The 15,983-nt window shown below is 60.9% G+C and carries 13 protein-coding genes; 5 read left to right on the forward strand and 8 right to left on the reverse strand.

From position 1 onward, the window contains the following. Window positions 1–32: 32 nt before the first annotated feature. On the reverse strand, window positions 33–767 hold the full coding sequence (locus ACMGGW_RS19595; RefSeq protein ID WP_043142111.1) for a GntR family transcriptional regulator: 735 nt from the start codon (window positions 765–767) through the stop codon (window positions 33–35). 657 nt (window positions 768–1,424) lie between these two features. Here ACMGGW_RS19595 and ACMGGW_RS19600 point away from each other — a divergent pair. Then, on the forward strand, window positions 1,425–2,822 hold the full coding sequence (locus tag ACMGGW_RS19600) for a purine-cytosine permease family protein (protein ID WP_049296251.1): 1,398 nt from the start codon (window positions 1,425–1,427) through the stop codon (window positions 2,820–2,822). After that, window positions 2,819–3,751 carry a PfkB family carbohydrate kinase gene (locus ACMGGW_RS19605; protein ID WP_049296252.1) on the forward strand — a complete coding sequence of 311 codons (933 nt, stop codon included), beginning with the start codon at window positions 2,819–2,821 and terminating at the stop codon, window positions 3,749–3,751. Before ACMGGW_RS19600 ends, ACMGGW_RS19605 begins: the two co-directional genes overlap by 4 nt. Window positions 3,752–3,785: 34 nt before the next feature. Here ACMGGW_RS19605 and ACMGGW_RS19610 read toward each other — a convergent pair whose 3' ends face one another. Both ACMGGW_RS19610 and xapA read right to left on the reverse strand, forming a co-directional pair. After that, window positions 3,786–5,036 carry a nucleoside permease gene (locus tag ACMGGW_RS19610; RefSeq protein WP_025304296.1) on the reverse strand — a complete coding sequence of 417 codons (1,251 nt, stop codon included), beginning with the start codon at window positions 5,034–5,036 and terminating at the stop codon, window positions 3,786–3,788. A gap of 81 nt (window positions 5,037–5,117) precedes the next feature. Then, window positions 5,118–5,939, reverse strand: a complete 822-nt coding sequence (xapA, locus tag ACMGGW_RS19615) for a xanthosine phosphorylase (RefSeq protein WP_197832252.1) — start codon at window positions 5,937–5,939, stop codon at window positions 5,118–5,120. A 137-nt stretch (window positions 5,940–6,076) separates the two neighbouring features. Here xapA and ACMGGW_RS19620 point away from each other — a divergent pair, with 137 nt between their 5' ends. Next, complete coding sequence (locus ACMGGW_RS19620; protein ID WP_049296253.1) at window positions 6,077–6,988, forward strand: LysR family transcriptional regulator; 912 nt, start codon at window positions 6,077–6,079, stop codon at window positions 6,986–6,988. A gap of 17 nt (window positions 6,989–7,005) precedes the next feature. Here ACMGGW_RS19620 and ftsP read toward each other — a convergent pair whose 3' ends face one another. The 3 genes from ftsP to parC form a co-directional block, all read right to left on the reverse strand. Beyond that, window positions 7,006–8,421 (reverse strand): cell division protein FtsP, encoded by a 1,416-nt coding sequence (ftsP, locus tag ACMGGW_RS19625; protein WP_025304299.1) that lies wholly within the window; start codon window positions 8,419–8,421, stop codon window positions 7,006–7,008. A gap of 132 nt (window positions 8,422–8,553) precedes the next feature. After that, a complete protein-coding gene (locus ACMGGW_RS19630) occupies window positions 8,554–9,288 on the reverse strand; it encodes a 1-acylglycerol-3-phosphate O-acyltransferase (RefSeq protein WP_025304300.1) in 735 nt (244 codons plus the stop codon). Between the two features lie 246 nt (window positions 9,289–9,534). Beyond that, the gene (gene parC, locus ACMGGW_RS19635) at window positions 9,535–11,808 is read right to left on the reverse strand and encodes a DNA topoisomerase IV subunit A (protein WP_025304301.1); all 2,274 of its coding nucleotides are present in this window, start codon (window positions 11,806–11,808) and stop codon (window positions 9,535–9,537) included. 325 nt (window positions 11,809–12,133) lie between these two features. Here parC and ACMGGW_RS19640 point away from each other — a divergent pair, with 325 nt between their 5' ends. Next, on the forward strand, window positions 12,134–12,715 hold the full coding sequence (locus tag ACMGGW_RS19640) for an NAD(P)H-dependent oxidoreductase (RefSeq protein WP_049204421.1): 582 nt from the start codon (window positions 12,134–12,136) through the stop codon (window positions 12,713–12,715). Window positions 12,716–12,748: 33 nt separating this feature from the next. Beyond that, window positions 12,749–13,057 carry a putative quinol monooxygenase gene (locus tag ACMGGW_RS19645; RefSeq protein ID WP_025304303.1) on the forward strand — a complete coding sequence of 103 codons (309 nt, stop codon included), beginning with the start codon at window positions 12,749–12,751 and terminating at the stop codon, window positions 13,055–13,057. 8 nt (window positions 13,058–13,065) lie between these two features. Here ACMGGW_RS19645 and ACMGGW_RS19650 read toward each other — a convergent pair whose 3' ends face one another. After that, window positions 13,066–13,962, reverse strand: coding sequence for a LysR substrate-binding domain-containing protein (locus ACMGGW_RS19650; RefSeq protein WP_420279526.1), 897 nt, complete (start codon window positions 13,960–13,962; stop codon window positions 13,066–13,068). Between the two features lie 81 nt (window positions 13,963–14,043). Continuing rightward, window positions 14,044–15,939, reverse strand: a complete 1,896-nt coding sequence (gene parE, locus ACMGGW_RS19655) for a DNA topoisomerase IV subunit B (RefSeq protein ID WP_025304305.1) — start codon at window positions 15,937–15,939, stop codon at window positions 14,044–14,046. Window positions 15,940–15,983 lie beyond the last annotated feature (44 nt).

Here is a 15,983-nt window from a genome sequence, read left to right on the forward strand (position 1 = left end):
GCACTAGTGACAAAAAGAGCATGGTTATTTCGCTAACCATTCACCTCGAATTCATAAACATCGCTGCGGCACAAGATATCACTGTACTCCAATGCCTCGCCCCGGGCGTTGCGGCTGGTCTGGATGATGTGCAACAACGGCGCGCCGCACGGTACGTTGAGCAGTTCGGCGACCTCGTCGCTGCAGGATACCGCCTTCAACAGAAAGTGTTTATCTTCAGGCACGATGCCGCGCGATTGCCATAGCGCATACAGCGAATGTTCCAGCTGCCCCGGTTCTGGCAGGAAGCGCGGCGGTATATAGGTAGTTTCCAGCGAGACCGGGCTGCCGTTCAGCAAGCGCAACCGCCGCAGTTTAATCACCTCGTCTCCCTCCGCCAGCCCCAGCGCCGCCGCGGCCTTGGCCGGTGCGCCGACCCGGGTGCGCAGCAGCCATCGATTGCTGACGCGGCTGCCGTGACGCAGCGCCTGAGCGGTGAAACCGCTGTCCTTATCGAGGGAATAACCAATGTGCATCGCCACGCGGGTACCGACGCCCTGCTGCCGCGAAATCAGCCCCTTCTCCTCCAGCAGCTTCATCGCCTTGCTGACGGTGACGCGCGACAGCGCCAGGCCTTCCGCCATCTGCCGTTCCGGCGGCAAAAACGCCTCCGCCGCCAACACCTGCTGCCTGATTGCAGTTTCTATCGCCGTCGCCAGCTGAATATAACGCGGCGCTACCGCCCCCTGCGCCAGATGGCCACGCAGCCAGGCCATAAAATCCGTCATTCGCCCGCCCTCCTGCTTATGCCATTTGTCTGAATTTCATTTTTATCCTATCGCCTGTCCAGCGATAAGCCCCTCACCTTAACTAAAATATCGCTAATGTTTTCAGAGTGGCATCACAATTTTTGCCTAATGGACTTTCATTGGATCTAGATCGCGCGTAATCTGTGCTTATTGATGTTGATACATCAATAGCACCAACACCAGGGACCCACTTTAAAAACAATAAAAAACCCGCTGCCAGCCCTAAAGGATACCCTTGATGGCCGGCAGCGGGCATATACTGCCAGCACAAACGGCCGATAATAAGCAACGGAGCTAATGGATAGCTTGCTCACGGCTCATAGCCGCGTCACAGGATCCTATCGCGTGAGCGAACCGGACTGATGTCGGCAAATAGAAACGTACCCGCTTCGCCAACCCCCGCTGCAGACCCACTCTTTGGCTACACTCATTGGCGCCGTGCGGCCGACGTGCCTCACCCGATAAGGCGGATACCGCCCTCATTTTGACAGACCTGGCGGTCTCAGCCGCTACACACTGCGCGGAATCAGCGTCGTCCCCCAACAACGGGATAGCCGGCCTCAACCGCGCCAACGGAATCGATTTTCAGTCAACTGCGGCGGCCCTCGCGGCCCTGCGCAACAGGGATCATTTGCTATGACCGATATCAATCGCAATGAAGCATGGAAGGTAGAGAGCACCGGTATCGACCGGGTGCCGGACGCGGAGCAGACCGGCAAGCCCATCGAGCTATTTTGGATCTGGTCGGCGGCCAATATCGGCATCCTCGGCGTGGTGTACGGCGCCATCATCGTCGGCTTCGGCTTATCCTTTCTGCAATCGGTACTCGCCGCGCTGGTCGGCGTCGCCAGCTTCGTGCTGGTCGGCCTCACCAGCTTCGCCGGCAAGCGCGGGCGCACCTCTACGCTGACGCTGTCGCGAGTGATTTTCGGGCTGAAGGGCAACGTGGCGCCCACCCTGTTCAGTTGGATCAATCTGATGGGCTGGGAAGCGGTCAACGTGATCACCGGCACCCTGACGCTGGCGGCGCTGTTCGAGGCCTTCGGACTGGGGAGCAGTCACCTGCTGACCGCGCTCAGCCTGCTGCTGTTCGGCGGGCTCACTGTCGTCGTCAGCCTGCTGGGGCAAAATACCGTGGTCTGGATGCAAAGCTGGTTCAGCCGCATCTTCGGCACCATGACGCTGATCGTGGTGCTCTATATCCTGTTCAACACCGAGTGGAGCCAGGTGTTGGCGCTGCCTTCCGGCAGTTGGTTGACCGGCTTCCTGCCGGCGGTATCGGTGATCGCCGCCGGCACTGGCATCAGCTGGGCAATCGCCGGCGCCGATTACAGCCGCTATCAAAGCCCGAGCTCGTCGAGCAAAAGCATTTTCGCCGCGGTAATGGGCGGCGCCTGTTTGCCGCTAATGCTGCTGATGCTGGCCGGTATTCTGCTTTCCGTGCAGCTGCCCGATCTGGCCAGCGCCGCCAACCCCATCGCGCTGATTGGTTCGGTGCTGCCCGCCTGGATGGCGATCCCTTATCTGCTGGCCGCCACCGCCGGCATCGTCACCATCGCGGTGCTCAGCCTGTATTCAGCCAGCCTTAACCTGCTGACCATCGGCGTGCAGGTCAAACAGTGGTTGGCGGTATCGATCGACGCGGCCGTGGTGCTGGGCATCGCCCTGTATGTGCTGTTCATCTCCGGCGACTTTATGGGGCCGTTCATCTCCTTCCTGGTGTTCTGCGGGGTGTTCCTGGCGGCCTGGGAGGCGATTTTCCTGCTCGATTACCTGTGCCTGCGCCGTCGCCACGGGTATGATGGCAACGCTTTGTACGGCCTGCATGGCCAGAACCGCGGCGTGCGCAAAGCCCCGCTGTTTTGCTGGTTCCTCGGCGCCCTGTGCGGCCTGCTGGTCACTAAAACTGGTTTTATCGACGGCCCGCTGGCCAAAGGCTTGTTTGCCGATTCCAGCCTGGGGCTGTTTGTGTCGTTTGCGGTGAGTCTGATCGCTTACGGTCTGTACCTGACCCAACGCAGAGAACATCAATGAGTGAGTGGGAAGCTGTAACACCTGTCCTGGTGATTGGGGGCGCGGTCGGCGATCTGGTGATGACGCTGCCCCGCCTGCCGACCAGCGGCGAAGATATCGAAGCCCAGCCGCAGGCGCGGCAAATCGGCGGTTGCGCGTTCAACGTGGCGCGCGCGCTGACGCGCCTTGAAGTGCCGGTGATCAACGGCATGCCGGTTGGCAACGGCGAATGGGGCGCGGCTGTCGAAGCCGCCATGGGCGAACTGGGGCTGGAGGTGCTGTTGCGCCACGGCCAGATGGACAACGGCTGGTGCCTGGCGCTGGTGGAGCCGAACGGCGAACGCACCTTCATCACGGTTTCCGGTTGCGAAAGCCAATGGAATAAAGCGCAGCTGGCCACGCTGCCGCTGACGGAACACACCCTGATCTACGCCAGCGGCTACGAGCTGGCGGGCGAAAACGGCGAAGCGCTGCGCGAGTGGCTGACGCGCATGCCGTTCGACCAACCGCGTCTGATCGATCCCGGCCCGCGCATCGCCCAGCTCAGCGAAGATTTCTTCGCCATGCTCAGCGACAGCCACACCCTGCTGACGCTCAACCGTGACGAAGTGGCCGCGCTGTGCGGCGCCGGCGACGCGGTGGATGCCGCGCAGCGCTATGCCGCCGCCCGTAACCTGACGTTGATCTGTCGCCTGGATCGCGACGGCGCGTGGATCTGTGACGGCCGCACACCGCCGCTGCACGTTCCCGCCTATCCGGTAGACGTCATCGATACCATCGGCGCGGGCGATGCCCACTGCGCCGGTTTGCTGGCGGGGCTGTCCGCCGGCTGGCCGCTGCCGCAGGCGGTCGATTTGGCCAACCGGGTCGCCGCCTGCGTGGTGGCCAGCCTCGGCGCCGCCAATCCGCCGGACCGGCACCAACTGCAACAGCGCTTCCCTCAGGCCTGACGTTTCAAGGCGCCGTCACTCGGCGCCTTCTGCCTTAGTGCGCCGCCGCCGCGCTCTCCTGCGGCGAGTGGCGATAGTTGAAGCTCAACGCGAACACAATCCCCAGTACCAGTGTATACAGCGCAAACACCAGCCAGATGCTCTGCCAGTCTTTCACGCCGTCATGACTGAAGAAATCCACCACTTCGCCGCTGGCGAGCGCACCCACATAGGCGCCCAACCCGTTCACCATGGTCATGAACAGCCCCTGCGCACTGGCGCGGATGCGGTGGTCGGCCTCTTTCTCAACGAAGATGGCGCCGGAGATATTAAAGAAGTCGAAGGCGCAGCCGTAGACGATCATCGACAACAGCAGCAGCACGAAACCAAAGCCGACCGGCGTGCCGTAAGCCAGGAACAGGAAACGCAGCGTCCAGGCCGCCATGCTGATCAACATCACCTGCTTGATGCCGTAACGGCGCAGGAAGAAGGGAATGGTGAGGATAAAGAACACTTCGGAGATCTGCGACAGCGACAGCAGCACCGCTGGATACCTGACGCTGAGGCTGTCCTGATACAGCGGATTGAGCGACAGATCGTGCAGGAACGGGTTGCCGAAAGTATTGGTTATCTGCAGCGCCGCGCCAAGCAACATGGCGAACAGGAAAAACAGCGCCATGCGCCGCTGGCGGAACAACACCAGCGCATCCAGCCCCAGCACGCTCACCCAGCTCTTCGACTCGGCCGCGCGGTTGGTCGGGCAGCGCGGCAGCGTCAGCGAATAGGCGGACAGCAGCAGCGACGCCGCAGAAGCCAGATACAGCTGCAGATTGCTGAGCTCGATTTGGCTGAAACCGACCAGCCACATTGCCAGAATGAATCCCACGGTGCCGTACACCCGCACCGGCGGAAAGTCCTTCACCGTGTCAAAGCCGTGCTTCTCCAGGCAAAAATAAGAAATGGCGTTGGAGAGCGCGATGGTCGGCATATAAACCATGGCGTTGAACAGCATCACCCAGAACATCAGCATCGGTTGCTCGACCTGCGCCGCGCAGTACAGCGCCAGCGCCCCGAACAGGTGGCAAAGCGCATACAGGTAGTTGGCCTTCATCCATCGATCGGCGATGATGCCCGCTAGCCCCGGCATGATCAGCGCGGCGATACCCTTGGCGCTGTAAACCATTCCCACCTGCATACCGCTGAAATGCAGCGTGTTGATCATGTAGGAGCCCAGCGTCACCAGCCAGGCGCCCCAAATAAAGAACTGCAGGAAAATCATGACTTTTAATCGTGTTTTTATCGCCATCGCCATCACCTTGTTATTATGCTTTCAACGATGATTGGTGCAGCAGGCCCCCTGCAGCCCGCCGCCGGTTTGCTTGCGGTCTTACAGCGTTTTGAACAGCTCGCGGATAAGGCGCATGAAATCGTCCGCCGCCAGCGCCGCGCAGCTGAGCGTTTGTTCATGGGAGAGCGGCGTGTCCGACAACCCTTCGGCGTAGTTGGTCATCGCGGACACCACCAACACCTTGAGACCGCAGTGGCGCGCCGTCAGGACTTCCGGCACGATCGACATGCCCACCACGTCGCAGCCCAGGGTCTGCATCATGCGGATCTCCGCCGGCGTTTCGAAATTCGGCCCGGTGTAGGCGGCGAATACCCCTTCCGCCAGCGGAATGCCCGCGCTTTCGGCCACCCCCGCCAGCTGGGCGCGCAGATCGCGATCGTAGGCGTTCGCCAGGCTGAAGAAGCGCGGCCCGAAGCGCTCGTCGTTGGCGCCGACCAGCGGCGATTCCGGCATGAAATTGATGTGATCGGTAATGGCCACCAGGCTGCCCGGCGCCACCGAGCGGCGCAGCGAACCGGCGGCGTTGGTCGCCAGCAGGAATTCGCAGCCCAACAGTTTGAAGGTGCGCACCGCGGTGGTCATCACCTGCATGCCGCGCCCTTCATAGAAATGACCGCGCCCTTTCATGCACAATACCGGTACGCCCTCCAGCTTGCCTGCGACCAGCTGCCCGGCATGGCCGGCGACGCCGCTCACCGGAAAGCCCGGCAGCTCCGCGTAGTCGATGGTGACGGTTTCGGTCATCACCTCCGCCAGAGCGCCAAGCCCGGAGCCGAGAATCAAGGCCGCTTTCGGCTGGAAACCCGGCAGGCGTGCGCGGACGACATCGGCGCAGGTAAAAGCATCTTCTTGATTAAACATCGTATTCTCTCTTTCAGCGGGGGATAATAATCCCCATAGTAGAGAGCGAGGCTCAGCCGAGACCAATACATTCTTGGCGGCCGATTTATTCCATTTACCTATAAGTTGAGCTGCGTCACAAGGAGACGATATCCCGGATGAATCAGCCCCATGCCCTGCCCGATCCCGGCCGGATTAACTTCCGCCTGCTGCACTATTTCCGCGTGGTGGCGGAAGAGATGAACTTCACCCAGGCGGCGCGGCGGCTGAATATGTCACAGCCGCCGCTCAGCAAACACATCAAGGAGCTGGAGAGCCAGCTCGGGGTGGTGCTGTTCAAACGCACCACCCGCTCCATGACGCTGACGCCGGCCGGCCGCACGCTGCTGCGTAACGTCGAGCGGCTGCTGGATCAGGCCGACAGCGCGCTGCATCAGGTGCAACAGATGGGGCGCGGCGAAGGCGGCCACATGGTGGTCGGCATGGTCGGCACCTCGGCCTGGGGCGGCCTGATCGCGGCGCTGCGGCGATTCAGCGAGCAAAGCGCCGGCGTCACCTGGTCGTTGAACGAACTGACGCCCAGCCAGCAAATCGCCGCGCTGCAAAAGCGGCATATCGATATCGGGGTCTGGCGAGAGGCGCAGCAGCAGACGCTGCCGGGGTTGACCTGCCAACGGTTGGCGAGCGAAAGCATCGCCGTGGTGCTGCCGCTCGATCATCCACTGGCGCAGCAGGAAAACATCCCACTGGCGGCGCTGCAGAACGATAGCTTCATCGTGCTGCCGCCGCATGAGGCCAGCCTGGGGCTGTATCTGCACAATCTGTGTTTGCAGCAGGGATTCTTGCCGGACGTCGCTTATCAGGTCAACGAGCCGCAAACCCTGCTGGCGCTGGTGGCGGAAGGCTGCGGCATTACGCTGCTGCCGGACAGCTACGGCCGCATCCCGTGGCCCGGCGTACGCTTTTGCTCGCTGCAGCACGCGCCGCCGGCGGATCTGTACGCGGTTTACCGCTCAGACAGCGTCACGCCGGTGGTGCAGGCCTTCCTGGAGATGCTGCGGGCGCCCTAAGCGGCCCGCAGAGCGGGTTACATTGTCGGCTGTACCATCAGCTGGCCGGCGGTGCCGCGATCGGCCATCTCCAGCGTCTGGCTGTAATACAGGAACGGGAAGTGTTCGGAGGTAGGTTGGTTGAAATACACCAACAGCTCGACGTCGCCATCGACCCAGACGGTGTCCTTCCAGCCGCGATCTTCCGCCATCGGCTGCGCGCCGTTGACGCGTTTGATCAGGAACTGCACGCCCTGAATATGGAACGACTGCGGCGTATCCGCATGAATGTTCCAACGTTCCCAGGTGCCTTGCTGTGCCTGTACGTCGATGCGGTTCATGTCCCAAATCGCGCCGTTGATGCCGGCGCCGCCGTCACCCAGGCGGAAATCGCGGGTGCGGCTGGCGCTGCCGTCCAACAGCTGATCCGCCAGCAGGCGCATCGGCAGGTTGTCGGTCACCAGCGGCAGCAGGCCGGTCGGGCGCAGCGTCAGCACCTGGGTGGACACCAGAATGCTCGACGGCTCGAACAGGCCGCGCAGGCGATCCATGATGCCCGCCGCTTCACCAGCGGTGATGGTCACCTCCTCGCCCTTCGACATGTCGATCAGCACTTCCCGGCGTTCGCCCGGCGCCAGCGAAAGCTGTTGCACCGCGACCGGCGCAGGCAAGAAGCCCTGATCGCTGGCGATCACGTTGAACGGCCGCCCGTCGCTGAGCTGCAGGGTATAACGCCGCGCGTTGGAGGCATTTAGAAGGCGCAAACGCACCCAGCCGCGCGATACGTCGACATACGGGTTTTGCACGCCGTTAACCAACAGCGTATCGCCGACGAAGCCGCCCTGCGACGGCGCGTCGTATTGTGGCGTGCCGAAGTTATCGAAGCGTTTGTCTTGAATGATCAACGGGAAATCGTCGACGCCATAGTGGTTGGGCAGCGGCAGCGCTTTGCTGACGGCATCCTCCACCAGCCACAGCCCGGCCAACCCGTTGTAAACGTGCGGCGCCATACGGTTTGGGGTGTTGGCGTGGTACCAGCAGGTAGCCGCCGCCTGACGGATGGGCAGCACCGGCGACCAGTCAACGTTGGGTGACATCATGCGCGGCGCGCCGCCCATCAGGGTGCCCGGCACCTGCAGACCGCTGATGGTCATCGCCACCGGCTCCTGCAGACGGTTGCTGTAAATCAGTTTGACGTCGTCACCGCTGTAAACCCGCACCGTCGGCCCCAGGTACATGCCGTTGATGCCCCACACCGCCGCTTTGCGGTTATCCATAAACGCCCAGTGGGCGCGCTGCAAGGTCAGGAACAGCGGCTGACCGCGGCGAGACTCCAGCAGCGGAGGAATGGGTAACGGGGTCTGCGTTCCGCTCGCTTCAGCCCTCAGCGGCACGGCGCCCGCGCACAGCGCCAGGCCCGATGCCTGTAAAAACTGACGTCGACTGAGTGACATATCTTCTCCATGAAAAGCAATAACTAAACCGTGTGCAAAACCCAAACGCCCGCCAATCAAGATTAGCAGGCGTTCAGGCGTTAACGGCGCTGAACGCCAATTAAAACCTTATTCTTTGAAGCCGGTAGACTCTTATTTTTTGGCGGCGTTGCGCTGGGCGACTTCAGCGTCCAATTCGGCGATTTTCGCCTCCATCAGCTCGCGGCAATGGGCCGCCAGCTCGCGCACGTTTTCTTTGCCGTATTTGCTGGTATCCACCGGCGCCAACATCTCGACGATCACATGCCCGTTATTCCAGCGATTAAGATTTATATTACCGCTGGTGGTGGATACACAGATCGGTACAATCGGCACGCCGGCGGCGATGGCCGCGTGGAACGCGCCGGTTTTAAACGGCATCAGCCCACGGCCACGGCTGCGGGTTCCTTCCGGGAACATCCAGATAGAAATGTCTTTCTTTTTGAACTGCTCCGCCACCTGGGCGATGGTGCCGTGCGCCTTGGCGCGATTATCACGATCTATCAGCAGATTACCGGTCAGCCAATACAGCGGGCCGAAAAACGGGATCCATACCAGACTTTTTTTACCGACGGTCACGGTGCGCGGCTGCACAATATTAGAAGCCGTCACCATGTCGTAGTTATTTTGGTGGTTGGCGATATAGATGCACTTGCCGTTGTTGGCCGCATCGGCCGGCACGCGGGTTTCAACCTTGATGCCGAACAGCGTCGACAGGCGGCCGAAAAGATGGCCGAAGGTCGCCACATGGCGGGGGTTGCGCGGGCTGAACAAGCAATAAATAGAACCGAAAATACACACCAGAATACAGAAGAGAGTGGCGAGAACGGCACGCAAAATCAATAACATAACAACCTCATTAGCACACTGCCAACGCAGTTTACTTCGCTGCGCAGATTCCTTTACTCATTATTTGCCGGCCGGGCGATAAGCACGCCCATGTCGCCCGCATTTCTCGCTATTTTCCTGCCAGGCGGCAGTACGCACAATAATTTTATGCGCAGAAATGTTAACTATTTGGAAAATAAACGCCAGCAAAAATAAATAAGGCGGCCACAGCATGCTGCGACCGCCCGTTAACGCTAGCGCCAACGCTTACTCTTCGCTGTCGCCACCCGACGCCCGCACCGGCGCATCCACTTCGACGCGATCGATGCGCTGCAGGCCACGCGGCAGCTGGGTCCCCTTGCGGCCGCGCTCCGCGCGGAACTTCTGCAGATCTTCCGGGCGCAGCGTCAGCTTGCGTTTGCCAACGTGCAACGTGACGGACGCCTGCGGCGGCAGCACGAACAGCCAGGCCAGCTTGTCTTCACCGGCTGCGGCCTGCGCCGCCGGAATGGAGACGATCTTGTTGCCCTTGCCCTTCGACAGCTGCGGCAGATCGGCGACCGGGAACATCAGCATGCGCCCGGCGGCGGTGATCGACAGCAGCATATCGTCTGCGCCGTGAATTTCCATCGGCGGCAGCGCTCTGGCGTTGTCCGGCAGCGTGATCATCACCTTGCCGGCGCGGTTGCGCGCCACCAGATCGTTGAAGGTACAGACGAAGCCGTAACCGGCGTCGGACGCCATCAGCAGCTTCTGATCGTCGGCCGCCATCAGCACCTGCTCAATGGTGGCGCCCGGCGGCGGTGTCAGCTTGCCGGTCAACGGCTCGCCCTGCCCGCGTGCCGACGGCAGCGTCATCGGATCGAGCGCATAGCTGCGCCCGGTAGAATCGATGAACACCACCGGCTGGTTGCTCTTGCCGCGTGCCGCACCACGGAAACTGTCGCCGGCCTTGTAGCTCAACCCGGCAGGATCGATATCGTGGCCCTTGGCGCTGCGCACCCAGCCCATTTCCGACAGCACAATGGTCACCGGCTCGGACGGCACGAAGTCATGCTCGCTCATCGCCTTGGCTTCCGCACGCTCGGTCAGCGGTGAACGGCGATCGTCGCCATAGGTTTGCGCATCGGCCTGGATCTCTTTCTTGATCAGCGTATTCAGCTTGCGCTCGGACGCCAGCAGCGCCTGCAGCTGATCGCGCTCTTTCGCCAACTCATCCTGCTCACCGCGGATCTTGACCTCTTCCAGTTTGGCCAGGTGACGCAGTTTCAGCTCGAGGATCGCTTCCGCCTGGGTATCGGAGATGCCGAAACGCTGCATCAGCACCGGCTTCGGCTCATCCTCGCTGCGGATGATGTGGATCACCTCGTCGATGTTGAGGAACGCCACCAGCAAACCTTCGAGGATATGCAGACGTTTGAGCACTTTCTCGAGGCGGTAGTTCAGGCGGCGGCGCACCGTATCGCGACGGTAGGCCAGCCATTCGGTGAGGATCTCCACCAGCCCTTTCACCTGCGGGCGGTTGTCCAGACCGATCATGTTCATGTTGATGCGGTAGCTGCGTTCCAGATCGGTGGTAGCGAACAGGTGATTCATCACCTGCTCCAGATCGATGCGGTTGGAACGCGGCACGATCACCAGACGCGTCGGGTTTTCGTGGTCGGATTCATCGCGCAGATCCTCGACCATCGGCAGCTTCTTGGCGCGCATCTGGCTGGCGATCTGCTCCAGCACCTTGGCGCCGGAAACCTGATGCGGCAAGGCGGTGATCACCGCGCTGCCATCCTCTTTCTTCCACACGGCTCGCATGCGCACCGAGCCGCGGCCACTCTGGTAAATTTTGCGAATCTCATCGCGCGGAGTGATGATCTCGGCTTCGGTCGGGAAGTCCGGCCCCTGCACGAACTCGAGCAGATCATCGAGCGAGGCGCCCGGTTTGTCGAGCAGCGCCACCGCCGCGGCGGCGACTTCACGTACGTTGTGCGGCGGAATGTCGGTCGCCATGCCGACCGCGATGCCGGTGGTGCCGTTCAGCAGGATGTTTGGCAGACGCGCCGGCAGCATCTTCGGCTCTTGCAGCGTGCCGTCAAAGTTCGGGATCCAGTCGACCGTGCCCTGGCCCAGTTCGGCCAGCAAGACTTCGGCGTATTTGGACAGGCGCGATTCGGTATAGCGCATCGCCGCGAACGACTTGGGATCGTCCGGCGCGCCCCAGTTCCCCTGGCCGTCCACCAGCGGATAGCGATACGAGAACGGCTGCGCCATCAGCACCATGGCTTCATAACACGCGCTGTCGCCGTGCGGGTGGTATTTACCCAGCACGTCGCCCACGGTACGGGCGGATTTCTTGAATTTGGCGCTGTTGTTCAGCCCCAGCTCAGACATGGCGTAGATGATACGGCGTTGTACCGGCTTCAAACCGTCGCCAATGTACGGCAACGCCCGATCCATGATGACGTACATGGAATAGTTCAGATAGGCGTTTTCAGTGAATGTGTGCAGCGGTAAACGCTCTACACCGTCATGAGTCAGATCACTCATTACTCAATTATCCTCAGACCGTGGCTTGGCAATCCCTTGGACGACAAAAGGCATCGCTTGTCGATTCTGCCCGCGATAGTAACCCATCTGCGGGGTAGCTGTCACAGTTGGCGCAAGGATCGCCGGCGACGGCCAATTCCGCGATGCGGTTTATGCAAAATTTCGCTACCTGGCGGCTTCTTTATTGACTGGCAGTCAACACTGTTGTGCGCCGGATCGCATTTTTACTTGCCTGACTAACGATTACACTCGTCACCAGCGAAATGGTTTCCGCCTTTTCGGCGGGAAGCATGCCATATCTTAACTCTGACGGGAGCCGCGAAAGATGAGCAATATCCTGATTATCAACGCTAAAAAACAATTCGGCCATTCCAACGGCGAACTCAACCAAACCCTGAGCGACGTGGCGGAAAGCTTCCTGCGCGATCTGCAGCACGATGTGCAGGTCACCGTGGTCGACGACGGCTATGACATCGAAGCCGAAGTACAGAAATACCTGTGGGCTGACGCGGTCATCTATCAGATGCCGGGCTGGTGGATGGGCGAACCCTGGATCCTGAAAAAATACATCGATGAAGTGTTCACCGCCGGCCACGGCAGCCTGTATGCCAACGACGGCCGCTCTCGTTCCGACGAAAGCAAAAAATATGGCTCCGGCGGCCTGATCCAGGGCAAAAAATACCTGCTGAGCCTGACCTGGAACGCCCCGCTGGAGGCCTTCACCGATCCCGATCAGTTCTTCCACGGCGTCGGCGTCGACGGCGTTTACCTGCACTTCCACAAGGCCAACCAGTTCCTGGGGATGGAAGCGCTGCCGACCTTCATCTGCAACAATGTGATCAAAGAGCCGAATATCGCGGACGACATCACGCGTTATCGCGAGCATCTGGCGAAAATTTTTGCTTAACTGACGCAGAACATTCTCATCAACGAGGTAAGCATGATCACCGTAATCGCAGAAATCAAAGTGAAACCCGGCCACCGCGCCACCGTACTGCAAGCCATTGAAAAACTAGTGCCGCTGGTGCTGGCGGAAGACGGCTGCGGCGAATACACGCCGATGGTCGACAGCAATACCCAGGCGCCGTGGCAGAAGCGGTCGCCGGATTCGGTGTTCATGCTGGAGAAATGGGAAAGCATGGCGCATCTGGAAAAACATCTGGCCATTGAACACATGCTCAAACACCGCGACACCCTCAAAGACAGCGTGCTGGACACCGAGATCTACATCCTGGAAAACGCCCTGTAAGCCCCGCCTTATAACGTCTGCGCGTCGATGTGCGCGCTGACGTAGTCAAGAAAACAGGTGATGCGCGCCGCCAATTGCGTATTGCGGTAATACACTGCATTAATCGGCTGGCGCACGTCCAGCGTCTCCTGCTCCAGCAACGTCACCAACTTGCCCGCTTCCCGATCGCGTCGGGTCATAAAGTCTGCCAGCTGTACGATCCCCTCGCCCCGCAGCGCCAATTGCCGCAGCGTTTCACCGCTGGACGCCGAGATCGTTGGCGTGATGGTGAAATGCGGCGCCTGGCGATAGCGCAACGGCCACTGGTTCAGTGATTCCGGCTGGGTAAAACCGAGCAGACAATGCCGATGCAACGCCTCCACACTCTGCGGCGTGCCGTGCTGCTGCAGATAAGCCGGGCTGGCGAGGATGGGCAGCCGGCTGGCGCCCAGCGCGCGCGCATGAATGGTCGAATCGCGCAACGCACCGATGCGAATAGCGATATCCGTGCGTTTTTCCAGCAGATCGATAACCAGGTTGTCGGTGTTCAGCTCGAGCGAAATTTGCGGATAACGTTCCCTGAACCCCGCTACCAGCGGCACGATGACGTGCTCCATAAAAGGCGCAGCCGCATTTATCCGCAACCGCCCGGCCGGCATCTGCCGACGCACCGCCATTTGTTCTTCGGCATTTTCCACCGAGTTGATGATCGTACGCGCATGGCTCAGGAAGCTTTCCCCCTCTTCGGTCAGCTCCAGGCGACGCGTAGTGCGGCGCATCAGGGTGGTATCGAGTTTGTTCTCCAGGCGGCTGAGCGCGCGGCTGATGCCGGATGTCGTCTGGCCGAGCCGATCGGCAGCGGAGGTGATGGAACCGCTGTCGACCACCGAGGTGAACGCCAGCAATTCTTCGAGCGTGATCTTCATGCATTTCGGCCCAGGTTATCGGGCGCCGCATGAACGCCCTGCGGGAAAGCAGGCCCGGCGTTCACCGGACCAGGGTCAGGCTCAGACCGCCAATTCGGCCATGTCGCCCTTGTCTTGCAGCCAGTTACGGCGATCTTCCGAACGCTTCTTGGCCAACAGCATGTCCATCACCGCCAGCGTCTGATCGACATCATCTTCCGCTACCGTCAGTTGCACCAGCCGGCGGGTATTCGGATCGAGGGTGGTTTCGCGCAGCTGCAGCGGGTTCATCTCACCCAGCCCTTTAAAGCGCTGGACGTTCGGCTTGCCCTTCTTGCGCTTCAGCTGTTCCAGCACGCCGGCCTTCTCTTCTTCATCCAGCGCGTAGAACACTTCTTTACCGAGATCGATGCGGTACAGCGGCGGCATGGCGACATAAACGTGGCCGCCTTTCACCAGCGAACGGAAGTGGCGTACGAACAGCGCGCACAGCAGCGTGGCGATGTGCAGGCCGTCGGAGTCCGCATCCGCCAGGATGCAGATTTTGCCGTAGCGCAGCTGGCTGAGATCTTCGCTGTCCGGATCGATGCCGATCGCCACGGAAATGTCGTGCACTTCCTGCGAGGCCAGCACTTCGTCCGAGGACACTTCCCAGGTATTCAGGATCTTGCCCTTCAGCGGCATGATCGCCTGATATTCGCGATCGCGCGCCTGCTTGGCCGATCCGCCCGCCGAGTCCCCTTCCACCAGGAACAGTTCGGTCATGGCCAGATCCTGCGAGGTGCAGTCCGCCAGCTTGCCCGGCAGCGCCGGCCCGCTGGTCAGCTTCTTGCGCACCACTTTCTTGGCCGCGCGCAGGCGGCGCTGGGCGCTGGAAATCGCCAGCTCGGCCAGCTGTTCCGCCGCCTGAACGTTCTGGTTCAGCCACAGGCTGAAGGCGTCTTTCACCACGCCGGAAACGAAGGCCGCACACTGACGCGAAGAGAGACGTTCTTTGGTCTGCCCGGCGAACTGCGGATCCTGCATCTTCACCGACAACACGTAGGCGCAGCGATCCCAGATATCCTCCGCCGACAGCTTCACACCGCGCGGCAGGATGTTGCGGAATTCGCAGAACTCGCGCATCGCGTCCAGCAGCCCCTGACGCAGGCCGTTGACGTGGGTGCCGCCCTGCATGGTCGGGATCAGGTTGACGTAGCTTTCGGTCAGCAGCTCGCCGCCTTCCGGCAGCCACAGCAGCGCCCAGTCCACCGCTTCGGTATCACCGGCGAAATTGCCGACGAACGGCGCTTCCGGCAGGGTGATCAGGCCGTTAACCGCTTCCATCAGGTAGTCGGTCAGGCCGTCCTGGTAGCACCAGCGCTGCTCGGTGTTGTTCACCTTGTCGATGAAATAGATCTCAACGCCGGGGCACAGCACCGCTTTGGCTTTCAGCAGGTGAGTGAGGCGCGATACCGAGAAACGCGGGCTGTCGAAGAACTGTTCGTCCGGCCAGAAGTGCACGCTGGTGCCGGTGTTGCGTTTGCCGCAGGTGCCAGTCACCGTCAGGTCTTGCACTTTGTCGCCGTTTTCGAAGGCGATGCCGTAGACGTTGCCGTCGCGGCGCACGTTGACTTCCACCCGCTTCGACAGGGCGTTGACCACCGAGATCCCAACGCCGTGCAGGCCGCCGGAGAACTGGTAGTTTTTATTCGAGAATTTACCGCCGGCGTGCAGCCGGCACAGGATCAACTCAACCGCCGGCACGCCCTCTTCCGGGTGGATGTCCACCGGCATGCCGCGGCCGTCGTCGATCACTTCCAGCGACTGATCGGCGTGCAGGATCACGTCGATACGCTTGGCGTGACCGGCCAACGCTTCGTCGACGCTGTTATCGATCACCTCTTGGCCGAGGTGGTTTGGGCGCGTCGTGTCGGTATACATGCCGGGACGACGGCGCACTGGTTCTAGACCGCTGAGTACTTCAATGGCATCAGCGTTATAGCTGGATTGAGTCATCGTTGATTATTTTTTCGTGGTTAAAGGGAGGTGCCGGAACGGTC

The organism is Serratia sp. BNK-4 (assembly GCF_048685115.1).
In the GTDB taxonomy this organism is placed as follows: Bacteria; Pseudomonadota; Gammaproteobacteria; order Enterobacterales; family Enterobacteriaceae; genus Serratia; species Serratia bockelmannii.

Excerpts from the sequence above, each read along its gene's own strand:
- ACMGGW_RS19595 (WP_043142111.1), bottom strand. The coding sequence starts at position 767 with ATGACGGATTTTATGGCCTGGCTGCGTGGCCATCTGGCGCAGGGGGCG.
- ACMGGW_RS19600 (WP_049296251.1), top strand. The coding sequence starts at position 1,425 with ATGACCGATATCAATCGCAATGAAGCATGGAAGGTAGAGAGCACCGGT.
- ACMGGW_RS19605 (WP_049296252.1), top strand. The coding sequence starts at position 2,819 with ATGAGTGAGTGGGAAGCTGTAACACCTGTCCTGGTGATTGGGGGCGCG.
- ACMGGW_RS19610 (WP_025304296.1), bottom strand. The coding sequence starts at position 5,036 with ATGGCGATAAAAACACGATTAAAAGTCATGATTTTCCTGCAGTTCTTT.
- xapA (WP_197832252.1), bottom strand. The coding sequence starts at position 5,939 with ATGTTTAATCAAGAAGATGCTTTTACCTGCGCCGATGTCGTCCGCGCA.
- ACMGGW_RS19620 (WP_049296253.1), top strand. The coding sequence starts at position 6,077 with ATGAATCAGCCCCATGCCCTGCCCGATCCCGGCCGGATTAACTTCCGC.
- ftsP (WP_025304299.1), bottom strand. The coding sequence starts at position 8,421 with ATGTCACTCAGTCGACGTCAGTTTTTACAGGCATCGGGCCTGGCGCTG.
- ACMGGW_RS19630 (WP_025304300.1), bottom strand. The coding sequence starts at position 9,288 with ATGTTATTGATTTTGCGTGCCGTTCTCGCCACTCTCTTCTGTATTCTG.
- parC (WP_025304301.1), bottom strand. The coding sequence starts at position 11,808 with ATGAGTGATCTGACTCATGACGGTGTAGAGCGTTTACCGCTGCACACA.
- ACMGGW_RS19640 (WP_049204421.1), top strand. The coding sequence starts at position 12,134 with ATGAGCAATATCCTGATTATCAACGCTAAAAAACAATTCGGCCATTCC.
- ACMGGW_RS19645 (WP_025304303.1), top strand. The coding sequence starts at position 12,749 with ATGATCACCGTAATCGCAGAAATCAAAGTGAAACCCGGCCACCGCGCC.
- ACMGGW_RS19650 (WP_420279526.1), bottom strand. The coding sequence starts at position 13,962 with ATGAAGATCACGCTCGAAGAATTGCTGGCGTTCACCTCGGTGGTCGAC.
- parE (WP_025304305.1), bottom strand. The coding sequence starts at position 15,939 with ATGACTCAATCCAGCTATAACGCTGATGCCATTGAAGTACTCAGCGGT.